This window comes from Thiocapsa sp. (genome assembly GCF_018399035.1).
GTDB lineage: Bacteria > Pseudomonadota > Gammaproteobacteria > Chromatiales > Chromatiaceae > Thiocapsa.
Genome location: NZ_CP073760.1, coordinates 3,855,555 through 3,878,187 on the forward strand (window position 1 = coordinate 3,855,555; position 22,633 = coordinate 3,878,187).

The 22,633-nt window shown below is 63.6% G+C and carries 25 protein-coding genes; 7 read left to right on the forward strand and 18 right to left on the reverse strand.

Annotation, left to right across the window (positions count from 1 at the left end; translation table 11 throughout):
* Positions 1-11: 11 nt before the first annotated feature.
* From KFB96_RS17505 to KFB96_RS17520, 4 genes are read right to left on the reverse strand one after another with little or no spacing between them, the layout of a single operon-like run.
* Entirely contained in the window at positions 12-1,196 is a 1,185-nt protein-coding gene (locus tag KFB96_RS17505) for a hypothetical protein (protein WP_213460057.1), read from the reverse strand.
* Positions 1,183-2,088 carry a glycosyltransferase gene (locus KFB96_RS17510; protein WP_300970427.1) on the reverse strand — a complete coding sequence of 302 codons (906 nt, stop codon included), beginning with the start codon at positions 2,086-2,088 and terminating at the stop codon, positions 1,183-1,185. The genes KFB96_RS17505 and KFB96_RS17510 overlap by 14 nt, the downstream gene beginning before the upstream one ends.
* A gap of 56 nt (positions 2,089-2,144) precedes the next feature.
* Positions 2,145-2,798: a uridine kinase gene (udk, locus tag KFB96_RS17515; RefSeq protein ID WP_366931543.1), complete on the reverse strand. Its 654-nt coding sequence runs from the start codon at positions 2,796-2,798 to the stop codon at positions 2,145-2,147.
* Positions 2,799-2,807: 9 nt separating this feature from the next.
* Entirely contained in the window at positions 2,808-3,845 is a 1,038-nt protein-coding gene (locus tag KFB96_RS17520) for a pilin (RefSeq protein WP_300970428.1), read from the reverse strand.
* Positions 3,846-4,411: 566 nt separating this feature from the next.
* Between KFB96_RS17520 and KFB96_RS17525 the strand changes: the two genes are divergently transcribed.
* The 3 genes from KFB96_RS17525 (at position 4,412) to KFB96_RS17535 (ending at position 8,081) form a co-directional block, all read left to right on the forward strand.
* Complete coding sequence (locus KFB96_RS17525; RefSeq protein ID WP_213460063.1) at positions 4,412-5,740, forward strand: WecB/TagA/CpsF family glycosyltransferase; 1,329 nt, start codon at positions 4,412-4,414, stop codon at positions 5,738-5,740.
* Positions 5,737-6,480: a sugar transferase gene (locus KFB96_RS17530; RefSeq protein ID WP_213460065.1), complete on the forward strand. Its 744-nt coding sequence runs from the start codon at positions 5,737-5,739 to the stop codon at positions 6,478-6,480. The genes KFB96_RS17525 and KFB96_RS17530 overlap by 4 nt, the downstream gene beginning before the upstream one ends.
* 116 nt (positions 6,481-6,596) lie before the next feature.
* Entirely contained in the window at positions 6,597-8,081 is a 1,485-nt protein-coding gene (locus KFB96_RS17535) for a sugar phosphate nucleotidyltransferase (RefSeq protein ID WP_213465925.1), read from the forward strand.
* On the opposite strand, the gene KFB96_RS17540 is transcribed toward KFB96_RS17535, so the two are convergent.
* The 4 genes from KFB96_RS17540 to KFB96_RS17555 all read right to left on the reverse strand — a co-directional run bounded on the left by KFB96_RS17540 (position 8,078) and on the right by KFB96_RS17555 (position 10,417).
* Positions 8,078-8,605 (reverse strand): ATP-binding protein, encoded by a 528-nt coding sequence (locus KFB96_RS17540; protein ID WP_213465927.1) that lies wholly within the window; start codon positions 8,603-8,605, stop codon positions 8,078-8,080. The two genes, KFB96_RS17535 and KFB96_RS17540, sit on opposite strands and share 4 nt — an antisense overlap.
* A 542-nt stretch (positions 8,606-9,147) precedes the next feature.
* The gene (locus KFB96_RS17545) at positions 9,148-9,399 is read right to left on the reverse strand and encodes a hypothetical protein (RefSeq protein WP_213460070.1); all 252 of its coding nucleotides are present in this window, start codon (positions 9,397-9,399) and stop codon (positions 9,148-9,150) included.
* Between the two features lie 74 nt (positions 9,400-9,473).
* Positions 9,474-9,866, reverse strand: coding sequence for a leucine-rich repeat protein (locus KFB96_RS17550; protein WP_213460072.1), 393 nt, complete (start codon positions 9,864-9,866; stop codon positions 9,474-9,476).
* Between the two features lie 122 nt (positions 9,867-9,988).
* Positions 9,989-10,417 (reverse strand): prepilin-type N-terminal cleavage/methylation domain-containing protein, encoded by a 429-nt coding sequence (locus KFB96_RS17555; RefSeq protein WP_213460074.1) that lies wholly within the window; start codon positions 10,415-10,417, stop codon positions 9,989-9,991.
* 637 nt (positions 10,418-11,054) lie between these two features.
* On the opposite strand from KFB96_RS17555, the gene KFB96_RS17560 reads away from it, so the two are divergent.
* Together KFB96_RS17560 and KFB96_RS17565 are read left to right on the forward strand one after the other, a co-directional pair.
* Positions 11,055-11,858: a transglutaminase family protein gene (locus tag KFB96_RS17560; RefSeq protein WP_213460076.1), complete on the forward strand. Its 804-nt coding sequence runs from the start codon at positions 11,055-11,057 to the stop codon at positions 11,856-11,858.
* Positions 11,855-12,667 (forward strand): N-formylglutamate amidohydrolase, encoded by an 813-nt coding sequence (locus KFB96_RS17565; protein WP_213460078.1) that lies wholly within the window; start codon positions 11,855-11,857, stop codon positions 12,665-12,667. The genes KFB96_RS17560 and KFB96_RS17565 overlap by 4 nt, the downstream gene beginning before the upstream one ends.
* Positions 12,668-13,109: 442 nt before the next feature.
* Here KFB96_RS17565 and KFB96_RS17570 read toward each other — a convergent pair whose 3' ends face one another.
* The 10 genes from KFB96_RS17570 to KFB96_RS17615 all read right to left on the reverse strand — a co-directional run bounded on the left by KFB96_RS17570 (position 13,110) and on the right by KFB96_RS17615 (position 21,077).
* Positions 13,110-13,637, reverse strand: a complete 528-nt coding sequence (locus tag KFB96_RS17570; RefSeq protein WP_213460080.1) for a carboxymuconolactone decarboxylase family protein — start codon at positions 13,635-13,637, stop codon at positions 13,110-13,112.
* A gap of 240 nt (positions 13,638-13,877) precedes the next feature.
* Positions 13,878-14,816 carry an ADP-ribosyl-[dinitrogen reductase] hydrolase gene (gene draG / locus KFB96_RS17575; protein ID WP_213460082.1) on the reverse strand — a complete coding sequence of 313 codons (939 nt, stop codon included), beginning with the start codon at positions 14,814-14,816 and terminating at the stop codon, positions 13,878-13,880.
* Entirely contained in the window at positions 14,791-15,384 is a 594-nt protein-coding gene (locus KFB96_RS17580) for a nitrogen fixation protein NifQ (RefSeq protein ID WP_213460084.1), read from the reverse strand. The genes draG and KFB96_RS17580 overlap by 26 nt, the downstream gene beginning before the upstream one ends.
* A 4-nt stretch (positions 15,385-15,388) precedes the next feature.
* Positions 15,389-15,736 carry a 2Fe-2S iron-sulfur cluster binding domain-containing protein gene (locus KFB96_RS17585; protein ID WP_093029697.1) on the reverse strand — a complete coding sequence of 116 codons (348 nt, stop codon included), beginning with the start codon at positions 15,734-15,736 and terminating at the stop codon, positions 15,389-15,391.
* A gap of 128 nt (positions 15,737-15,864) precedes the next feature.
* A complete protein-coding gene (locus KFB96_RS17590) occupies positions 15,865-16,149 on the reverse strand; it encodes a 2Fe-2S iron-sulfur cluster binding domain-containing protein (RefSeq protein WP_093188822.1) in 285 nt (94 codons plus the stop codon).
* 46 nt (positions 16,150-16,195) lie between these two features.
* Positions 16,196-17,497, reverse strand: coding sequence for an FprA family A-type flavoprotein (locus tag KFB96_RS17595; RefSeq protein ID WP_213460086.1), 1,302 nt, complete (start codon positions 17,495-17,497; stop codon positions 16,196-16,198).
* Positions 17,494-17,949 (reverse strand): ArsC/Spx/MgsR family protein, encoded by a 456-nt coding sequence (locus tag KFB96_RS17600; RefSeq protein ID WP_300971723.1) that lies wholly within the window; start codon positions 17,947-17,949, stop codon positions 17,494-17,496. Before KFB96_RS17600 ends, KFB96_RS17595 begins: the two co-directional genes overlap by 4 nt.
* Before the next feature lie 97 nt (positions 17,950-18,046).
* Positions 18,047-18,325 carry a 4Fe-4S dicluster domain-containing protein gene (locus KFB96_RS17605; protein ID WP_213460088.1) on the reverse strand — a complete coding sequence of 93 codons (279 nt, stop codon included), beginning with the start codon at positions 18,323-18,325 and terminating at the stop codon, positions 18,047-18,049.
* Between the two features lie 227 nt (positions 18,326-18,552).
* The gene (nifB, locus tag KFB96_RS17610; RefSeq protein WP_213460090.1) at positions 18,553-20,076 is read right to left on the reverse strand and encodes a nitrogenase cofactor biosynthesis protein NifB; all 1,524 of its coding nucleotides are present in this window, start codon (positions 20,074-20,076) and stop codon (positions 18,553-18,555) included.
* Between the two features lie 200 nt (positions 20,077-20,276).
* Complete coding sequence (locus tag KFB96_RS17615) at positions 20,277-21,077, reverse strand: zinc-dependent peptidase (protein ID WP_213460092.1); 801 nt, start codon at positions 21,075-21,077, stop codon at positions 20,277-20,279.
* Between the two features lie 195 nt (positions 21,078-21,272).
* Between KFB96_RS17615 and KFB96_RS17620 the strand changes: the two genes are divergently transcribed.
* Both KFB96_RS17620 and KFB96_RS17625 read left to right on the forward strand, forming a co-directional pair.
* The gene (locus tag KFB96_RS17620) at positions 21,273-21,923 is read left to right on the forward strand and encodes an SCO family protein (RefSeq protein ID WP_213460094.1); all 651 of its coding nucleotides are present in this window, start codon (positions 21,273-21,275) and stop codon (positions 21,921-21,923) included.
* A gap of 44 nt (positions 21,924-21,967) precedes the next feature.
* Positions 21,968-22,438: a copper chaperone PCu(A)C gene (locus tag KFB96_RS17625; RefSeq protein WP_213460096.1), complete on the forward strand. Its 471-nt coding sequence runs from the start codon at positions 21,968-21,970 to the stop codon at positions 22,436-22,438.
* The last annotated feature ends 195 nt before the right edge of the window (positions 22,439-22,633 follow it).

The following is a 22,633-nucleotide window of genomic DNA, read 5'->3' on the forward strand; positions in this document are numbered from 1 at the left end:
GTCTCCCGGCTTCAGGCGTAACGCCGCCAGAGCCGCAAAAAGGTCGCGGTCGCCTCCTCGAAGGACGCCCGCGGCGGCAATGCCAGCGCCCGTGCGAGAACCGGAGGGGCGGGACCGTCGGGATGCGTCAGCAGCAGGGGCAGGGCCGAGATCAGGCGTTCCCTGGGATAGCGTCGCGACCAGCCTGGCTCGCGCAGGAGCTCGGCGAGACCGAAGTCGCGCGCGGTGATCGCCAGATGACGGAGCGCGCCCCAAGACGCCTGATCCTGTCCCTTGGGGATCGCGTGCGAGGCATAAGCAGTCCAATCGCCGATGGCGCGGCCGACGCGAATCCCTTCCAGCCAGTCCAGCGTCTCGAGCCAGATCGCCACCACGCGGGCCTGCCAAGCCTCGGTGTTCTCGGCAGCGTAACGGACATAGCTCGGATGAAACTTGTTCTCCCAAGCCTGGGTGTACAGCGCCATGAAGGGCGCCTGCCCGGGCCAGTCGCCCTCGCGCAGGCGCTCGAGCTTCGTCACATAGGAAGGATGATAGCGACGCGCTCCGGCGAGTCGGGCATCCCCGCAGGCCAGCATGGCCTTAAACAGGTACTTGAAAAACACCTCCCGTGCGGCGGCATCGAGCGTCGCGCCGCCGGCGAGCCGCTGCCGGTTCATCAGCAGGAGTGCGCCGCGGTTGAGCATCAGGCGCGTGAATTCGCCGAGTGCCAAGCCCCGGAATGGCATGGGCGGCATGGCGTCGAGGACAGCCGGGTCTCCCGCCACCACGCGATGGCCCCAGATCATCTCCGCATTCATGAGCGAAAACTCGGCCTTGGGCAGTCGCTCGTCGCGCAGCAGCGCGAAATCCACCTCGACACCCACCGCCTGCTCCAGCGTCTTTGCCCGATCCGCCAAGGCCAACGCGAGGGCCTTGCGCCCCGCCCGATCGAGACGGCGCACGACGACGAAATAATCGTAGTCGTTGTAGGGCTCGGGTCGACCTTCGCGCAGGATGTAACCGCCTTCCCCGCGCCCGTACCCGCCCATGAGCACCACACCCCGGAACACCGGCGGCGACACCAGCTCGGTCACCGCCTCGGCGATCAGCGACTGGTCATGGGCGATCCGTGCCTCGACCGCCGCGTCGCCGTCGAGCGTGTAACGCTCGCGGTCGGGCGGGGCGATGTCGGTGTCCGTTCGATCAATGCGCGACATCGATGCTCTGTCCTTCCAAAAGCCCGCGCCACCGCCCCCATTTCTGGACGGCGCGCAGAGGAATCGTATGCAGGAGCGCATCCAGCGAGCCCCGCGTGACGGCCCAACGCAGATCCCGGATCACCTCCATACCGAAGGGCAGCAGGCAATAGCGCATGAACGAGGTCTTGATCTCGCCTTCGCGAAAGATCCAGGCCTCCGCCTTGCCCTCGCCGAATTGGCGCTTGAAGGATTGGCGCAACGTGTAATTATGCGAGTGGGTCGCCGGTGCATCGGGCACGTAGCGAATCCGCAGGCCGGCCTTGCGTAAACGGTAGGACCATTCGATGTCTTCCGAATACTGGATACGGGTCTCGAACGGAAAGCGCTCGAGAACCTCGCGGCGAACCGCACAATTGGCCATCGAGAAGAAATGGACCCAAGTGGCCGCCTCCCGACCGTCCCCGAAGGCGCGTTCGGTATCCTTCTCGAAGAGTGCGCGGCAGTCCGGTCGCGCGGTTTGCCGACCGTAGACAGCGCCGACCTCGGGGTCGGCGAGCGGGGCAATCAGGCGCGCCAGCCAATCCTCGCGTTCCGGAGTGGCATCGGAGTTGATGAAGACCAGGACATCGCCCCCGACCGTGCGTACCGCCTCGTTCAGCACCCTGCCCGGGTTATAGGAGGCGGAGCTGTTCCGGCGGATGCGCGCGGGGTCGCTGAACGACTGGATGATCTCGAAGGTGCCGTCGGTCGAGGTCGAGTCGAAGTTCCAGAGCGCGAAGTTGCGATAGGTCTGGCGCTGGATCGCCAGCAGTGTCCCGCCGATGACAGCCCGGTCGTTGTACGAGCGCATGACGATGGCGACTCCGGGCTCGAAGCCGGCCGAACCTGTTCGATCACTTGGATCTTCCATCCTGACAACCCCTGTTTCATGAGGCCACGAGGCGATCGCCGGGGGCGCGCGCCGGCTCAACCGGCCAACCCAAGCCAGGCCATGAGATCACGCACCGGCGCGTCCAAGGCACCCTCGCCCGAATAAACCCTGTCAGCATAGCACCTGGAAGGCTCGACATACGCGTCATGCATGGGTTTGACCTGCGCGTGAAACTGCCGCTCCACGCTCGCCGCGTCCCGGCCACGCTCCCGGGCATCGCGCACCCGACGCCGCGCGAGCCGAACCGCTTCGGGTGTCTCGATGAACACCGTGACATCGAGATGCTCGCGCAGTACCGGATCGGACAGCACCAGGATGCCTTCGACGATGATCCAGGGGCGCGCCTGAAGCGTCTCGGTTCTGTCGAGGCGGCAATGCGTCACATAGTCGTAAACGGGCACCGGGATGGCCTGCCCGGCCTTGACTCGCGCGAGATGACGCGTGAGCAGATCAAAATCAACCGCATCCGGGTGATCGAAATTGACCTGTCCATCGTCGCGCGCGAAAGCAAGGCTCTGATCACGGTAATAGGCGTCTTGATACAGGATGGCGCAATGTTCATCGCCGAGTTTCTCATGCAACAAGCGCGCAAATGTCGTTTTCCCAGAGCCGCTCCCGCCGGCAATGCCGATCAAGCACGGCTCGGTCCTCTTCAACTCATCGCCGTGCCGAATCTCAAGATCCATCATGCCGCTCCTTTATGGAATCGTTACCGTGGACCCTCCGACATTCACGATCCCGCCATTCCAAGATCGCATCCCGAAATAACCGTCATTGCCTTCCAGGTTGTCTGTTTCGAAAAGGGTTCGCCCATTCCCATCCGTTAGAGTGACATTCTGCCCGTCCAGATTAACCGACAGGTCGCCTGGATTGTTGAAATCGAAATCATAGGGCAGCGGTGTTCTATTGGTTGACCCTTTCTCCTTGCCGTTCTCCCACTCACGCATAATGACGCAGGGACTTCCGTTGCAGAACGAAGGCTCGAACTGAATCGTGTATCCCGAAAAGGTGTTATTTTCACCATTACCCTGCACGGCGATCGCCCATCCTCCGCCGCCCGAGAACGTCACATCCTCTAAATAAAAGACGCCGGTGTTTGTCGGCTGCATGTTTGTGATCAACGCAGGCTCACCGGTCGTCAGCCCGCCATTCGCGCCTGTAGAGGGAGATACCTGGAAACCTCCACTCGGTGTCGGAGTTATTATCACGAGATTCTCGCGGTAGCCCGGCCATCCAGGTGTCAAGGTCGTCAACGCGGGATCGCTTGAATTCCGACAGATCGGCGGTACATAACGCACATGAGCCGCATCGGCAACTCGGCACTCCCAAGTAATCGCCCCACCGGCCTGACTCGGGACGAGCCACAGCTCGGGACTCGGCTCGGCACCGGTATTACGTGTCTTCATAACGATTCGCCCGCCGTCCTCAATGGCGATCTCCGCCACGAATGGACTAGGGTTGGACGAAAGGGTATCGGCCATGGCCGCCGCAGTCACCGCCCCGAGACCGTTCCTCGAGGAGGTATCGATGACCGCGCTCTTGGCAGCGGAGCCCATGCTCAATGCCTCGCTGACCTTGGAGCGGATGCTGAAATCCCGATAAGCCGGGACCGCAACTGCCGCCAGCAGACCAATCACGGCGACCGTGATCATCAGTTCGAGGAGGGTGAACCCAGGGGAGAATCCAAGCCTTCGATTGTTCATTGAATTTGATCCAAGTTGAATCACGGTGGGCATCGAACGACATCGACCGACCCGGTCGGTGAAACGAGTCAGGTCCGCGGTGCCGGATTGGGAACGGGTGTTTCGATCACGCGCAGGATCGACCTTGCACCCGTCCGCACATGCAGCAGCCGTTGAAACAGCGCGGACAGTCCGCATGGATAGGAATCCAGCAAGCAAATTGTGGACCATCGCCGGGATTGAGGCGGATCTTGGCCGATCGAAGACCGAACGCCTTTCGGGTCAAGGGACACACGACTGAAAGGCACCGGACGCGCGCATCGCGAGTCTGCCAAAATCCGTCAAAATGAGACCCGGATCACAGCTTGCGCCTTTTCAGCACCGCGGGGTGATCAGGCGCGCGCTCTGGCGAATCGCCGCACGCTGCTCTACTATCACGATGATTGCGGCAATGCGACGATGTGCCTGGCGGCGCAGCGGACGCACCTAAGGGGCATCACGGGATTCAGGGTCATGTCGATCTTTTGCTTCGGGTGTCGGCGCCCCGGGATCGCGGTCGATCGCGCGGCGGGAGTGTATCCAGTGTTCACGAGACGGCGCGATCAGAGGACGGGCGCGGGATGAAACGCCCACACGAGCTTCGGATCCCGGGGCCGCTCGGACAGCGTCAGCGTCACTGGCGCGCGCTCTGGCTGCGTAGTCTGCTGCCGCCGCTCACACTCCTCGGTCTGGTGCTGTCGCGCTTGGTCGATCTGGCCCTTGCACTCCTTCTACTCATCCTGCTCTCGCCTCTGCTCTTGGCGCGTTCCCTGATCGCCCGTCTCCGGAGTGGACAGGTTTTTGCGACCGAGCCCTTGGTCGGACGCTTCCGCGCACCCTTCGAGCGCCTTCGGTTCGCGGACGAGGCGCCGGGACAGGGTCTCCCCGTCCTCCTGAACATCCTGCGCGGCGATATGGCGATCGCCGGTCCGCGCCCCCTGACTGCGGCCGAAGCGGCACGGGTCGGTGTCGAGGCGGCGGTGCGTTTCACAGTCCGCCCAGGCGTCTTCTCGCCCTATCGGCTCAAAAGCCGGACCGGCGTCGCCTATGCACCCGAGGCGCAGATCGACCGCGATTATGCGTACGGGCAGAGCGCGCGCGGCGACGCCGGCCTGGTGGTCCGATCCCTGATCGGGGAGGTTCTCGGCGGAGGCGAGGCGCCCACGCCGCCCATCCTCGAGTTCTTCGGTGTCCCGATCGTCAACACCACCATGCCCGAGGCGGTGGACTGGATCGCGGCTCGTGCCGGCGGCGGGGATCCCGCGTTGCTGGCCTTCGTCAACCCGGATTGCCTCAACATCGCCTATGTCGATGCCGAGTACCGCCGGATCCTGCTCGATGCCGCGCGCGTCCTGCCCGACGGGATCGGAATCCATATCGGCTGCCGGATGCTCGGGGTCGCCCTGCAGGCCAACGTCAACGGCACCGACCTCTTCCCGCAGCTGTGCGAGCGGGCAGCGCAGACGGGCCTCGGCCTGTTCCTGCTCGGCGCGCGCCCGGGGATCGCCGATGCGGTGGCGGCGAACATGCGGGCGCAGTTTCCGGGTCTGCGCATCGACGGGGTTCAAGACGGCTATTTCGACCCGGCCGACGAGGACGCCGTCATCGACGGGATCAACGCCTCCGGCGCCGCGATCCTGCTGGTCGCCTTCGGGGTGCCGCGTCAGGAGAAATGGCTCGCACGCAACCAGGAGCGCCTGACGCTGCCGGTGCGCATGGGGGTCGGCGGTCTGTTCGACTTCTACTCGGGCCGCATCCCCCGGGCGCCGGTGTGGATGCGCGAGATCGGGCTCGAATGGACCTGGCGGCTGATGCAGGAGCCGGGCCGAATGTGGCGACGCTATGTGATCGGCAACCCATTATTCCTTTACCGCGTCTGGCGACAGGCGCGAGGCGGCGAGACCTCATGACGAGCAGCGACGAACGACCGAGCCAGACCTCGATGGAAGAGTTGCTGCTGCACCGCTACAGCCGCGCCGGTCAGCCCGCGTGGCTGATCCGATTACGCATCGGCGCCAAACGGCTTGCTTGGGTGGCGGTCGTACGCTCGGCCTATCTGCTCAAGCGCGCCCTGGATATCCTTCTGGCCGGCCCCTTGTTCATCCTGCTGTTGCCGATCTTCGGGCTGCTGGTGCTGGCGATCCGGCTCGAATCACCAGGGCCTGCGCTGTTTAAGCAGACACGCGTCGGGCGCTGGGGTCAGATCTTCACCATGTACAAGTTCCGCTCCATGTACATGGACGCCGAGGCGCGCAAGGCGGAGCTGCAGGACGAGAACGAGATGTCCGGCGGGGTCACCTTCAAGATGCAGCGCGACCCGCGCATCACCCGCATCGGCCGGTTCATCCGCAAGGCGTCGATCGACGAGCTGCCGCAGTTGTGGAACGTGATCAAGGGGGATATGTCGCTGGTCGGTCCGCGCCCGCCGGTCCCGGCGGAGGTCGACGAATACTCGCTCTCCGACCGGCGGCGCCTGGAGGTCACACCCGGCATCACCTGCATCTGGCAGGTCTCGGGGCGATCCGATATCCCCTTCCCCCAGCAGGTCGAGCTGGATGTTCGCTACATCGAGTCCCAGTCGCTGCTGACCGACCTGAAGCTCCTCTGGCAGACGGTGCCTGCCGTGTTGTTCGGCCGGGGTGCCTATTAAGCGGTGCCGACCGTGACACGGACCCTTCTCGCGTCTGGGCAACCTCGCAGACTTCGACGATCGTCGCAGCCGACGCACTTCAGACCTTCTCGAATCCTTTTTCTTGGGTGATCGTTATGGACCAGGCCGTCCTCTTTGCCGACCGTCTCGGCGCCGAGCTCGAACCACTGACCGAGCGCACCAGCGTCGCGCTCTTGCCGGTCGCCGGCAAGCCGATGATCGAGCACGCCTTGGAGTCGCTCGCCAAGGCCGGCATCCGACGGATTCTGGTCGTGGTCTCGCCCTTTGCCGACGAGATCCAACGGGTGATCGGCGACGGAACACGCTGGGGCCTACGCCTGACCTACACCCTGACCCGCGGCGAAGAAGATCCGACCGCGGTGGTGGATCGACTCGGTACGCGCCTGGACGGACCTCTCGTCGCGCTGCGCGGCGATCTGATCCATGGCTTCGATGTCGCCGGTTGGATCTCCGCGGCCGAGACGACCCCCGGCGATTCGGTTTGGGCCGATGCCGACGGCGTATCCGCGGCCTGCGGGATCCATCGCGCCGGTTCGCTCGACCTGACCCCCTTGTCCTGGCCGCCGACCGGCCGAGAGGCGGCGGGTCCGCAGACTGCCTGGATCCCCGTCGCGGCCGAGCAGGTACGCAGCATCCAGAGTCTCGCCGAGTATCACCGAGTCAACTTGGATGCGGTCGCGAAACGCCTGCCCGGACTCATCCTACCCGGTCGACAGGCCGCGTTGGGCTTGACCCTGGGGCGCGGATCGCGCGTCTCGCCGCGCTCACTGAAACAGGGCGTCTGCCTGGTCGGTGCCCGCTGTCGGATCGCACCGGATGCCGAGCTGACGGGCGAGGTGGTGATCTGCGACGACGTGATCGTCGATCGGCGTGCGACCATCAACTCCAGTGTCATCCTGCCGCACACCTATGTCGGCGAGCTGGTGGAGATCACCAACGCGATCGTCAGTGCCAACACCATGATTCGAGTGGACTCGGGCGCCGTCCTTCAGGTGACGGATGCCTGTCTCCTGGCCGATCTCGAGCAGGCAACGCTGAGCGGCGGGATCGCCGACCCCGTTCACCGTCTGCTCGGAACTCTGGGCTTGATCCTGTCGCTTCCGCTCTGGCCGATCGCCGCGTTGGCCGCGCTGCCGAATCGGGAGCGCGGATGGCTCGAGCGGGTCTTGCTGCGCGGCAACAAACGCGAGGTCGATGCACTGGGTCAGATCAGGCGTCGCGACTTCGTTGCTCGGGAGTGGAACACGCGCGTGCCGATTCTGCGCGGGCTCCCGCGCCTGCTGGCCGTGGCCTCGGGCGATCTCCGGCTGGTCGGGGTCACACCCTTGTCGCCCGAGGCGGCGGACGGGCTTGGGGATGATTGGGAGCAGATCCGCGAGCAGGCCCCCGCCGGGCTCGTGGGTCCGACCCAACTCGACGTCCCCGCGGATGCACCGTTCGAGGAAAAGCTCATGAGCGACGTCTTTTACGCCCGACAGAGGCGCATCGGACGCGATCTCGTCTATCTCCTCAGGGGGTTGCTCGCCATCCTGCGCCCGGCGAGCTGGCTTGCGCCGCCGCGGCAACCGGGGCTCGATTAGGGCCTTTGCGCTGCGAGGGGCTTGGCCATCAGCAGGCAGGCGGAGTCGCCGTCGGACTCCACCTCGCAATGGGACATGATGGACTTGATGATCCGGATGCCACGGCCGCGCGGCTCGCAATCGAAGGCATCGAGTCCGCTCGGCAGATCGTCGAAACCCGCCGGTGTGGCCGCCACGCGAGCCGCATCGAGCGGCACGCCATGTTGACACACGCGCACCCGGAGAAACCCGGCGTCGACCTCTGCCGTCACCCGAACCTCATGCCCTGGTTCATTGCGATAGGCATGCTCCACTGCATTCACGAAGGCCTCATAGACACAGAGCTCGATCTGCGAGAGCTCGACCTCGCTCCAACCCAAGACGTCGCAGAACGCCCGCACGCCGGACGCCGCCTCGTGGGCCGCCTCGAGGCGACTGTCGAAGACTCGGGTATCGGCCTTGACCGGCTTGCGACGACCCGGCCCATCCGACACCGCCGCCGCAAACGCCCCGCCAGCCGCGTCATCGCGATTCCTGCTGTTCATAAGATGCCTTGATCGACGAGTCATCACGGACAGCAAGTGTAACGATTTTCAGCGAAGGTCGTCTCGGTCATCGCGCGCGCGGGATCGGCCTTCGCGCCGACGGACAGTCAGTTGGCGGTCACTTTCGATGACGCGACCCCCAACTCGACCTTGCGCGAAGGTTCCGGACGTCGTTGAGCAGATTTGCTGGCATGCTGTTGCATGGCGTTCTCGATGTCCCTGAGAGAAGCCGCATCTCAAACTGATGTCTGTATGACAGGAACACACTCACTTGTTCGCTGTGACCTGTGATGACAGAGCAGTCATGCCGGTGTTGCCCCAGGTTCGTAGGCCGAAGACGCCAGGACCCGGCTTGGGGATGTCGGCGTTGAAAAGCGCAAGGCCATTGCTGCCGGTCACTGACAGTTTTCCGCCGTCCACCCTGACGGAGATGTCGCCGGGCTCATTGCTGTCAAATCCGGTTCGGATTGGATTGTGATGATTTTTGTGACATGGGCCGGATGCAATGATCCGTCTACGCAATCGTCATTAACGCTCAGCTACTAGCTGCTTTGCTTGACCCAGATTTCCCCGACCAAAATATAGGTCCCCGCGCCGCCATTCCCTGCCGTGTAGGCGTTCCTGAATGCGTTGTTGCCGTTGATCGAGTTATTCAATAAGCTATGATTCCCCTGAGGGTGAGAATCGAAATTCAAATTCCCCCCAACGGTGATTTTTTGAAGACCAGTAAAAGCGTTGCTTTCTATCGTCGTCACACTGTCGGGGATAACTACTGAAGTGATCTTGTTTCCCATAAAGGGGCCTTGATCATCGTTTGGTCCAGCTGCTGGTGGTCCTTGCGTCCTCAGGGCTTCCAGCCCTGATTCCGTCAGGCCAGGATGGCCTGACGACGCATTCGGTGGCCGCTGTGGGCGAAGGGATGATCGAGGCCCATAAAGGAACGCTGATCGATTCTTTGTAGATTTGAAGGTAAGATCACTTCTGTCAATTGGTTGTTTTGAAATGCTCTAGCATGAATGTGTACGATTTGACTGTCATTTTCGAACACCACCGAAGTCAATCCTTTGTTGGCGAAGACATCTTGATAAATTTCAGTGACCTTTTTTCCGTCCAATGAGACCGGGATCATGACATTCTTTATGGCACCAGAATAAGACCCGCTTAACCTACCATTCTTGATGGAAAAGTCAAGGAAATCATTAGAAGCAATTATATAAATACCATCACCATCACCACTACCATTACGGCAATTACTGGGCACGTGCCGTGGAAGCCCTTTGTGGATTTCACAGTCCCAAACGATTGCGCCGCCCGGGCCTTGATCATCGTTTGGTCCAGCTGCTGGTGATCCTTGCGTCCTCAGGGCTTTCAGCCCTGATACCGTCAGGCCAGGATGGCCTGACGACGCATTCGGTGGCCGCTGTGGGCGAAGGGGTGATCGAGGCCGCCGCCCGTCATAGTCGGCTTTAATTTCAGCACCGGATCGATCGCCGCCCCTGTATTGCGTGTTGTCATCACGATGATGCCTCCGTCCTCGATCTCGATCGCGGCGACGTACTGACCGGGGTCGGACAAAGCGTCATACCCACTTGTCGACTGGTCGATGTTGTCAATCTGGCCGACTGCGGCGCTGGTGGCGACCGCCACCTTCGCAGCCGACCCCATGCCCAGTGCTTCGCTGACTTTTGCGCGAATCGTATAGTCTTGATAGGCGGGAACGGCGATCGTCGCGAGGATACCGATCGCAGCAACCGTCACCATCAACTCGATCAGGTTGAATCCCTGCTGCGAATGAAAAATATCGTGGTGCATCTCTGAACTGCTCCTTTTCGAATGCCAGGCGGATTCCGGCGACCTTGATGACCGAGACGTAGACAGGCTCCGAACGGCGACCGATCTTGGACATCCACCCAAACCGAGACCCAGGGACGCCTGTCGTCCGGTTGTGTTCCATCTTTCATACATGAATAAGCAATATTTGGGCCGCGTTGATGTCTCGGGGCGTCGACCCATGTCCCGATGTGAGTTCCTTTGCTTTTGCGGCGCCGGCCACCGGCGCACTCGAAGGCATCTAAACCGCGCCCAGAGCGAGATGCTCACTTTCGAGTGGGCTCGACGTTTGGTGCATCCACGGCCCTTAGCGGGGGCGCGGTTTAAAATAATATATTTTTTAATATCTTAAACCGCGCCGACTCCAGCGGTCGTCAAAACTGCCGGGGCCGATCCCATCCAAAAACATCGCATACCGCACAGTGCGCGGTTTAAGCCGTATCGGCGTCACGGATCGTCGGAATGTGACCGGGTTAACAAAAATCCGCTCCGACGCGGCCTGGTCCGCAGCCGCTCCGGATAGCGCGGTTCGGTGCTATGCTCGATTTTTGGCCGACCCCGCGCACTTCTCTCCATCCAGTGCGTCAATTGACCGGGGTGAAACCCGCGGAGCTCAAGAATGCAGATCCGGATCGGATACGAGATGATCTTCGAGTGTCCTCAGCCGACACCCATGATCCTGACGCTGAACGTCCACTTCAGCAGGGTCTCCGATATGGTCCGGGCCGACCCCGTCGTCACCCGCCCGTCGGTCCCCATGACCGCCTATCGCGACGGCTTCGGCAATTGGTGCACCCGCATCGTGGCACCGGTGGGTGAGATCCGCATCTCCGCCGATGCGCTTGTCATGGACAACGGCCTTCCGGACCCGATTCACGCGGATGCGCTGCAGCACGCCGTCGAGGATCTGCCCGGGGAGGTCTTGGTCTATCTGCTGGGAAGCCGCTATTGCGAGACCGATCGGCTCTCCGAGGTCGCGTGGAAGCACTTCTCTCAGACACCCCCGGGGTGGGCGCGGGTCCAGGCGATCTGCGACTTCGTCCATGGCCATATCGAGTTCGGGTACCAGCATGCGCGCGCGACCAAGACCGCGCTCGAGGCTTACAACGAACGCAAAGGTGTCTGTCGCGACTACACCCATCTGGCGATCGCCTTCTGCCGCTGCATGAACATCCCGGCGCGCTACTGCACGGGCTATCTCGGCGACATCGGGGTCCCCGCCTCGCCGGACCCCATGGACTTCTCGGCTTGGATGGAGGTCTATCTCGGCGGGCACTGGCACACCTTCGATCCGCGCAACAAGATCCCGCGCATCGGACGGATCCTGATCGCGCAGGGCCGGGATGCGGCCGATGTCGCCATCAGCAATGCCTTCGGCCCGAATGTGTTGAAGAGCTTCAAGGTCTGGACCGACGAGGTATGATCCCGTCACCCTGGGGCAACGCGGCAGCGGGGCTGCTGGACCCGGACGAGCCGCCGGCCTTCGAGGTCATCAACACGGCGGGTGCCGGGAGCGCCGTCCTGGTCTGCGACCATGCCTCGAACCGGGTCCCCCGTCGACTGGGCACGCTCGGCCTGACGTCCGAGCAGTTGGCGGATCATATCGGTTGGGATCCGGGTGCGGCCGAGTTGGCGCTGCGACTCTCGGCACAGCTCGACGCACCCTTGGTGTCGAGCGGCTACTCACGGCTGGTGATCGACTGCAACCGGCCACTGGACAACGCGGCCTCGATCGCGGAGCAGAGTGCCGGCGTATCCATCCCGGGCAATCTCGGACTCACCGCGCAGGCGCGAGCGCTCCGGGTCGAGACTCTCTTCCGGCCTTACCACGAGGCCATCGATCGGCTCCTCGACGCCCGCTCGAACCGCCCGAGCCTCTTGCTCAGTATCCACAGTTTCACACCGGCCATGAACGGCGAGCAACGACCCTGGCCCGTCGGTGTTTCGCACTGGCGCGATCGCCGCCTCGCGGCACTCCTGTCGAAGGCGCTCGGGCACCGCGTAGACGGCATCGTCGGGGACAACCAGCCCTACCCGATCGAGGAGGCCATCGACTACACGGTTCCCGTGCATGGCGAAGGTCGCGTGCTGCACGCCGTCATGATCGAGATCCGCAACGACGGGCTTCACGCGAGGGCGCAGATCGACGCATGGGCGGCGTGCTTGGCGGCGGCCTATCGCGAGATCGAGGCCGAGGCAATCAACCTCGGCAGGTCGAGGGCAGATATCTGACGGGTACGCCGTCCGTTGGGGGCGCGGAGCAGGCCCAGATCGCTTGACCGGATGCACTGAATACCGCCTTCAGGTAGAGAACCTTCATGTGGTCGATGCTGGGCACGATCGCCGTGAAGAGCAGACCCAGGGTTGCGAACGCCAGCGAGGCGAGAAACAGCAGCGGCAGGGCGAGCAGGGCGCCGGTCCAGTTGAGATCCAGCCAGCCGACCAGACTGCATCAAAGCCTGCGTCTTATGGGAAAAGGGTCGGCTATGGCCGTTTGTCGTGGATCGGGCCAAACAGCAATGGAGGGCGCTGAGGCGGAGGATTTGAGGCCGCAAGGCGTGAGCCCTCAACCTTTGGTTCGCGGGGATGGCTTCGACCGAGATTCGCCGGAACGGCCCGGAAACACCGGTGACAGCGGCGGATCGACTCCGCCGCAACGCGGGAGATGGGCAGGTCAGGCCGCGAGGTGATCCAGCGGCGTGGCGGCGATGTGATTCGCGTAGCTGCTCAAGGTGACCAGCGCGATTCCGGTGATGACCTCGAGGAGGTTCTCTTGGGTGAATCCTGCTCTCAGGAAGGACTCGACGTCTGCCTCCGGCACCCATCCGCGGTGCTCGGTCATGGTGGCGGTAAAACGGCGCAGCGCCTGAAGACGCCCGTCGACGAGCCGCTGGCCGTGCCGGATCGCCGCGGTGACTTCATCGGTTTGGCTATCTTCCCCGAGCATCGGATTGGGGGCAGTGCAATAGTGGCACTGGTTGGCATGGGCCGCGGTGACATAGACGACCTGTTGCTCGAGCGGAGTCAGACTCGAGCGGCTCAGCAGTGTCGCGAGCTGCCGATAAGCGTCGATCGCGACCGGCGACTCCGCGAGGGTGCGTAGGAGATTGGGTAGCTCGGCGCCGTGGCACTGCATGTCCGCCATGATGGCGCGCGAGGAGTGTGGGGCGGTCTCCAGGTCGTGCAGTTGAAACGGGATCATGTGCGGTACCTGCTCGGATGTGCGGGAGGTCGAAAACGTGAGACCAAGTATATTAGTCAGGAATTCAGCCGCAAGCCGGAGACGCATCGGAGAAGATCGCGAGATGCTTCGGTTTTTCCCTTCGCTCGGTTTGGGGGTGCGATTCGCCCCTAGCGAGCCGTTGCCGTCACTTTCTCAGTACGCTCCAGTTTTTCGGCTTTCCGATCGCTAAGTCGCTGCTCAAGAATTCGTTTACAACCACTAACCACTGTCCCGGCTCGACGCCATCAAGAGCGCCGCCGCTTGATCCACGCAGGCGGTCGCCGCGTCCTTTTCGAGGACACCGAGCCACCGTCGAGGAATCGCAGACGGACCGTAAAGCGCCCCGACGATCATTCCGAGGATGGCCCCCGTGGTGTCCGCGTCGCCGCCGCGGTTGACGACATCCACCAGCGCCGTCTCGAAGCTATCGGTCGCGAAGAGCGCTTGGAAGACAGCCCGCAGTGTTTCGACCAGATAGCCACCCGGATTCTCCATGCGGCGCCGATCGAAGCGGTACCGAGGCTCGACCGCGACCAAGTCTTCCGCGAGCAGGCGCAGGTCGCTCTTGGGCCGACCCAGCATGGCCAACTGGACCATGCGAATGACGGTCAGGGTGCCCGCGTCGCCCAAGCGGCTATGATGGGTGACGTGGGATTGAATTCGGTTGGCCTCGGCGACCGCTTCATCGTCGGCCCCGAGCGTATAGAGCGCGATCGGCAGGCAGCGCATGCAGGCACCGTTGCCGGCATCGTGCTCGTTCTCGGGAACCTCCAGCGTCCCGTTCAGGCGATACTGGCTGATGCCGCGGCGCACCGTATGGCCGATGTCGACGGGTTTGGTGCGCATCCAGTCGCTGAACGCCTCGGCGATCGCGTGCGCATCGACAGAACCGGCCGCGAGGATGCTGTTTCCCAGGGCGAGACTCATCTCGGTATCGTCGGTCACGCGCCCCTTGCGCAGTCTCAGCCAACCGCCGCCGATCAGATTGCGGTGCTCGCCGTGGACCTCGCGGATCTCGCGCGGGGTCATGAACTCGACGGTTGCGCCGAGCGCATCTCCGACGGCAAGACCCAGATAGGCTCCGGCCGCGCGGTCATCGAGGGTGTGGATCTTGGAGGAGTTCCAAGCCAGCTCAGTGCTCAGGTCCGAAACAAGCATGATAGTCGGTGCATACCTCGCACGACGGCGCTCGGCAGGTGTAGATCCCTTCCGCCTCGCAGAGCTGTTTGTAGAGGAACCGTTTCCATTTCATGTCGTTGACGTTGCGCCCGGCCAAAGAGGGAAAATTTCGGCGCATCAGCGCGGTCAGATCGGCTCGGTTCCAGAGTCCGAGATCCTGCCAGAGATGGTCGCTCGCCAGACAGCCGGCGGCCACCACATGGGCCATCCAGACCTCGGACGGGGAGTCGCCGGCCTTGTGCATGAGCATCAGCCGAACCAGCTCCTCACGCTCGTCGCCGCGCACCTCGGGCGAGGTTGTCGCGCCGTCGATTGCATCGAGAAAGTCGCGCGAAGCCGCTCCTGGAAAATGGTGCCGCATCACGCAATGAAACGCGGCCGGATCGAGCCCGAGCCAGGGCGGCATGGCACCGCCACCCGCGGCACGGGTCGCAATCATACTCGCAAAGGCTCGAGCGTTGCCGGCCCCGACCGCCCTCACCATGAGGCAGGCATAGATGCGGGCGGCATCCTGTTCCGAGTCGAGGGCGAGGGCGAGGGCCGACATGACCTCAGTACTCCACGAGGATGTCTTCGTCGCGGACGATCATCTGGCAGGCCAGACGCCACTCGCTCGGCATGTCGTCGACGGCGATCCGATCGATGTCGTCCTTGGTCAGCTTGCCCAGCTCGACCAGCACGCTGCGCTCCTTGTCGGTCAGGAAGCCGCTCATGCGGCCCTTGCGGTCGACGCTGGTGACGCGCACGAGACAGTTGCCGCACTCGCCGTCCTGGCAGTCGTGGTGCAAGGGCACCTTGTACTCCTTGGCCAGCTTGAGGATGGTCTCGGTGTGGCTTCCCGCCACGGCATAGACGGTCTTGTCTTTGTAATCGGGGCTTGAAAAGGTCACGAGTGGCATCTTGAGAATCTCTCCGGGGCTCGGTTTCGGGGATCGGCCGCCGCGCAGGCACCATGGCGATCCCGGTTTAGTCGCGAATCGGGGCGATAGGTGCGTCGCGCCTCGGCGTGGCGACCCGTCGCGGTGAATCAGGCCGGCTTGACCTTGCAGTCGCCGAGGATCTGGGCCTGGCAGGCGAGCCGGTCATGACGGCTGGCCATGTTCTCGCGCAGGACCTTCTCTTCGAGCACGGAGGGCTCGGTCAGATTGTTCCAACCCTCCTCCACATGCATCATGCAGGTGCCGCAATCGCCCTCGCGGCAGCCGTAGATGATGCCCGCGCCGATCCGCTCGGAGACCTCGATGACCCGGGTTCCGGCCGGGACGTTCACGGTCTGCTCGATGTCGGTAAATGTAATCTTGGCTTTCGCCATGGTGTCTGACTCCTGAATAGTCGATGGTTGTGGATAGTGAAGCGGTTTAGCCCAAATCGGCGAAGTCGATGACCCGCCCCTGCTCGCCGCGCACGAGTGCGCCGGCCAGGGCTCGCCCGAAGTCGTGGCACTCCTCGAGCTCTTCGTCGGTCGGGATCAGCTTGATGCGCAGACCCGCGACCGGGACACGAAGCTTCAGCCCGCGCAGGCGATCCTCGATCATCTTCACCGCCTCGCCGGTCCATCCGTAGGAGCCGAAGGCGGCACCGAGCTTGCCCTTCAGATCGATCACGGCGAGCGAGGAGAGCAGATCCCAGATCGGCTTCGCCGCGTCCCCGTTGATCGTCGGCGAGCCCAGAACCAGGGCGTCGGCGGACTCGATCAGATCCACGAAGGGTTGGATCTCCCCGCCCTCCAGGTCGTAGAGCGAGACGCGGATCCCGCCCGCCTCCTCGGCCCCGGCGCGGATCGCATCGGCCATCCGCGCGGTGCTGCCGTAGGCGCTCATGTAGAAGATGATCAGCGAGCGCTCGCCCTGATCGATGCGCTCGGCCAGGCTGGGCGTAGACAGTTCACGATAGCGGGTGACATAGCGACGCGGGCGATCGCGCAGGACAGGCCCGTGCGTCGGGGCGATCAGCTTGATCGGCAGTGGCTCGATGAGCTTGAGCGCGTCCACCACGTAGGTCTTGAAGGGCCGCATGATGTGCGCGTAGTAGTAGTCGAACGCGAAGCGGAAATCGCCGCAGAGGTCGTTGAAGAGCCGCGCGTCGCAATGGTGGCAGCCGAAGACATCACCCGAGAAGAGCACCCCTTCTTCCACCAGCCAGGTGCACTGGGTATCGGGCCAATGCAGGAAGGGCGTGTGCAGAAAGCGCAAGGTCCGTCCGCCGAGCGAGACCTCGTCGCCCGTTGCGACCGTCTTGTAAGTCAGCGGCCGGTTGTCGCTCGGTTTGAGCAGCGCCTTGAGCATGGCTGTCGCGCGCTTGGAGATGTAGAGCTGCGCCTGGGGCGCGCGGCGCATCAGCTCGGGCAGCGCCCCGGTGTGATCCGGCTCCAGATGGTTGAGCACAATGACGCGGATTTCGTCGTAGCGGGCGACCGACTCCAGACGCGCGAAAAAGTCCTCGGCGAACTCGGCCTTGACCGTGTCGATGACCGCGACACCGTCCTCACCCCGGACCAGATAGCTGTTGTAGGTCGTGCCGTTGGCCGTGCGCAAAATGATGTCGAAGGTGCGCAGACCCGGATCGAGCGCACCGATCCAATGCACCCCGGGCGCAACCTCGACGGCCGGAGCCTGATCGGCAGAATCCCGAGCGATGACCGACGCGGCGGGCGACCTCATACTGCCGCTCCGTCGGTAAGAAGATCGCACCGGGGATCGGGGCCGCTCCGGGAGCAGGACTGCAGATCCTCATCGGCCGCGAGCGTCACACCGAGCGCCGTCAGCAATGGGCCCGGCTCGAAGCCGCAGCCGCAGCCGTACTCGGATTCGATCAAAGGCCGGCGGATCAGCAGCGGATCGTCCAGCATCAGCGCCAAGGCCGTTTCTGCGTCAAGTGTCTCGGGCCGAACCTCGCCCTGCTTGATGCGAGGTGCGGTCGGATTGAACCAGTCGGCCACCGGCAGATCCCCGAAAAACGGCCGCAACCGCGCGACGGTCCAGGGCTCGGCGAGCAGGTTCCGCACGGTCAGACGATGCCCGAGCGATGCCAGCAACGCCTTTTGCTTGGCGTTGGACAGACACCCCGGCTTTTCGAAGAAGAGCACCGACGACATCAACTCACCTTTCTGCATCAATCGGATAAAAAATTCCTGAACCGCGCCCCGCCAACGCCGCGGACTGCACCCAAGCCGGCATCACTCCAACACCATAGGTCACAAGAAGCGCGGTTCAGCGAGCCTGGATCTGGCTGCGGATCTCCGCCCAACGATCCGGCGGGATCCCGGTCAGCGACCCCGGCGGATTCAACGGCACGCCGAGACCGTCCAGAATGACCCCCTCGATCGGGCAGATGCTCGCGCACTGCGGATCGGCGAAGTCGCCCTCGCACTCGGTGCAGGCGTGCGCGTCAATCATGAAATGCGGACTTGCGTCCCGGATCGCCTCGCTCGGACAGAGCGGCAGGCACGCCCAGCAATTCACACAACCTTCGATAATCTTGTATGCCATGACTGGTCTCCCCTGGGTCTTGTCTGGTGTTGCGCTCTAAACCGCGTCCAGAGTGAAATGCATCGTTTTCAGCGTGTGTCGGGCTCAAGGGTTTGTTCCGACCTTTACGGATGCGCGGATTGGAATTTATTATTTTTCAAAATCTTAAACCGCGCCAACTCCAACGGTCGTTAAGACTGCCTGGGCCGATTCCATACAAAAACTTGGTCTACCGCAGCGGGCGCGGTTTAAGCGCTCATTCGCTGTGCTGCACCGGCGGCCGGCTCAAGCAGCCCCGCCTCACCCATCTCGCGATACACCGCGGCAATCGCGTCCTCGATCGGCTCCATTGCGTGCTCGCCGTTCGGCGCAATGCCGGCGGCCTCCAACTGACCCCAAGGCTCGTAGCCGATGCGCGAACAGAGCACGGCCTCGCAGCCATCGAGCGCTCGGATGGTCTTGGCCAGGACGGACTCGCCGTCGCCGCAGGTCTCGTCGCCCGAACAATAGAGATCGACCTTGCGGTGACCGATGAAGCGCACGTCGTTCGCGCTGGCCTCGTAGACCAGGAACTCGCGGGCGTGGCCGAAATGCTGGTTGATCACGCCGCCGCCGGTGGTCGCCACCGCCATCAACACCGGACGGGGCTCCGGGCGTGCAGGCCGGCGGCGGGTCAGAGAGGTGATGGAGACGAAGGTCTCGCTGGACCGGCGACGTTGGGCGGTACGGGCGGATTCGCGATTGGCCTCGATCGCGGCATGGACCTCCGCGCGACGGGCCATCGCCGCGGCGTAATCGACCTCCTGCTCCGCGATCTTCTCGAGTGTGAACTCATCCCCGCGATCCTCGCCGAGCATGCCGACGGCATCCGCACGGCATTGCCGGCAATGGCGCATCATGGCCATGTCCCCGGCGCAGGCGTCCTGCAGCGCGCTCAGCTCGTCGTTGGTCGGTCCGCGTTGGCCCATCAACCCGTAGAAGGTGCCGTGCTCGGGCTCGGCGATGAGCGGCATGACGTTGTGCAGGAAGGCGCCCTTGGCCTTGACGACCCGGCTGACCTCTTTGAGATGCTCGGCGTTCACACCCGGGATCAGCACCGAGTTGACCTTGACCAGGACCCCGCGCGCGACCAGCATTTCCAGTCCTTTTTGCTGCTGCTCGATCAGGATCTCGGCGGCCTTGCGCCCGGTCACCCGGCGGTTGTTCCAGAAGATCCAGGGATAGATCTTGGCGCCCACGTCCGGGTCGACGCAGTTGATGGTGATGGTGACGTGCTCGATGTTGTGCTTGCAGATCTCGTCGACCAAACCGGGCAGCGCGAGCCCGTTGGTGGAGACGCAGAGCTTGATGTCGGGCGCCTTCTCGGAGAGCTGACGGAAGGTCTCCAGGGTGCGCTGCGGATTGGCGAGGGGGTCGCCCGGACCGGCGATGCCGAGCACCGTCATCTGGGGGATGGCCGCGGCGACGGCGATGACCTTCTTGACCGCCTGATCCGGGGTCAGCACCTCGGAGACAACACCCGGGCGCGACTCGTTGGAGCAGTCGTACTTGCGATTACAGTAGTGACACTGGATGTTGCAGGCGGGTGCGACGGCCACATGCATCCGCGCATAGTGATGATGCGCATCCTCGGAGAAACAGGGATGGTTGTTGATCTTGGCGCGGATCGCCTCGGGCAGATGGGCGAGCGTCTCGCCGCCGGCACCGCAGCCGCTCGACGCACAACCGCCGCCGGGCGCACCCGCGGCATCGGAAATGACCTTCAACTCCATCACGCTGCCTCCGGAGATGGGGCACAGGCCCCGCGAAAAGATGTCTCTGGAGGCACTTCAGCAAAGACCGTGCCCGGTCTTTTCAATGCGTTAACAGACTGAAAAAATTACGGACGATCGCGCTCGAATCAAAAGTCTGTCGGGATCACGACAGCCCCGACACAATCGACGTGTGGGATTCGGCTCAACGCCCGACGCGGCTAAGGCGCCGGTCGAGCCTTAGCCTCGACGGCGGGGAGTCGCGCCAAAGGGTCTTGCCGGTAAAACAGACGCATCTGCTCGTAAACCGCCGGGTATTCGGAATGAACGAGCTCAGGCAGCTCGAAAAAGCCCTCGCTGAGCACGGCGAAGAACTCCGCGGGCGACTCGGTCGCATAGGGATCGATCGGGGTTTCCTCGTTGGCATCGATCCGTCGACACAGGTCATCGTAGGCGGCGGAAAAGGTCTCGGCCCAAGCCTTCGGAGACATGCCGGCGTGCAGCGGCGGACAGCCGTTGGCGGCCCCGTCGCGCATATCGAGCTTGTGCGCCAACTCGTGGATGACGACGTTGTAGCCGTCGCGCTCCATTCCGGCCTCGACATCCGCCCACGAGAGGATGACGGGGCCTTGCTCCCATGCCTCGCCGCTCTTCGCCTCCTGCTCGGTCCAGACCACACCGTCGTCGCCCATGACCTCGCGCTCGGGGACGAACTCCTCGGGATAGACGATGACGGCATACCAGCCGCGGTACCAATCCAGCCCCAGCTCCAGAACGGGAAGACAGGCCTGCAGAGCAATCGCCAAACGCATCGCATCCGTCAGCTCGAGCCCCTGCGCGGGGTCCAGACGTTTGTCGCGCAGGAAGAGGAGCGCCAGATCGACGAGACGCCGGACGTCCTCCTCGGCCAGATCCTCGAGCAGCGGGAGGGCGTCGCGGACCCGCGCCAAGTCGTGCGGATCGACCGACGCACGCGCGCGCTCGAGGGCCCGCTCCTGCCACCATGCGGTTAGGCCGCCCACGGCTGATCCGCCTCCCGACAAGGTCGAGCGCGGCAGGCACCGTAAAATCGGGGCGAATGGCGCAGCGAACGGGTCCTATCGCACAAAAGCCCGAGCCCATCGGTGCCTTCGCCGAAAGATTGATGTGCGTCAAGGCGGATCGCACCCCGCGGCCCAAGATGGGCGGATGAACTTTTCCCCGCGGGGCTCCCGATCATGACGCGAAAGCTGTTGGTCATCGCTATCCTGGTCCTCTTCGGACTTTTGGCATGGCTGTTGTTGTGGACGCCGACCGGGGTCGATCTCGATCCGGAGGGGCCGCGACACGGCACACTGGATCTGGCCTCGCCGCCGCAAGGCGGGGACTTCGTCCTCGAATCCGTCGACGGCCCGGTCGCCCTCGCCGATCTGCGCGGCAAGGTGGTTCTGATCTACTTCGGCTATACCTGGTGTCCGGATATCTGTCCGACCAATCTGGTCCTGATCGCGGGTGCACTCAAGGCGCTGACGCCCGAAGAGCTGGAGCGGGTCCGGGTCCTCTTCGTGAGCGTCGATCCCGAGCGGGACTCGGTCGAGCGGCTCGCCGAGTATAGTGGCTATTTTCACCCCGAGATCATCGGCCTGACCGGGACGCCCGAGCAGATCGCCGAGGTCGCCACGCTCTACGGCGCGGCCTACCGGCGTACCGAGCTGGTCGATTCGGCGATGGGCTATGTCGTCGACCACTCCGCCTACAGTCATCTTGTGGACACGCAAGGCAAGCTCGTGCGCAACCTCGATCACGCCACACCCTCCGCGGAGATCGTCGCGGCGATCCGAACACTGCTGGAATCGAGCCCGTCCACCGAGAATCGGTCCGAACCTTAGCAAGCCTGAACCCGCAACCCATGCCGCCTGTTGGAGGACGCATCATGCCCGGATATACATCGCCGCTACTCGCCGCCACCGTCTTCGCCGCTTTGTCCCTCTCCGCTTCCTTCTCCGCTCTGGGCGCGGAGGTCGCGATCGGCGATCCCTACGCTCGGGCGGTGCCGCCCGGGCAGCCGAACAGCGCCGTCTTCATGTCTCTCGAGAACCAAACCGGGGACAGCCAGGCGCTGGTCGGTGCCGAAAGCGCGGCCTCGGAGATCGTCGAGCTGCACACCCATGTCGAAGAAGGCGGGATGATGCGCATGCGCCGGATCGAGAAGATCGAGGTTCCCGCGGGAGAGACCGTCACCCTTAAGCCGGGTGGCCTGCACGTCATGCTCATCGGCCTCAAACAACCGCTGGAGCCCGGCGACGCGGTCGACCTCGCATTGATCTTCGAAGACGGCTCGCGCATACCCGTGCAGGCGCCGGTGCGCCGCATCGAGGTGCAGATGCAGCACATGAACCATTGAGGCCGGATGGGCGCCGGAAGACAGGAGCGCCACGGGAGCGGCGAGAACCGATCCGTCATCGCCGCCCAAGCGTTGTCGTCGTCAGTACGCCCATGGGCAAACGATCCGGATCACGGCGCCGGAGGACGGAATTATTCTTCTCCCTGCCTGTCTTCGAGCAGGTGAGACGGCGTCATCTCGGCGGATACGTGACTC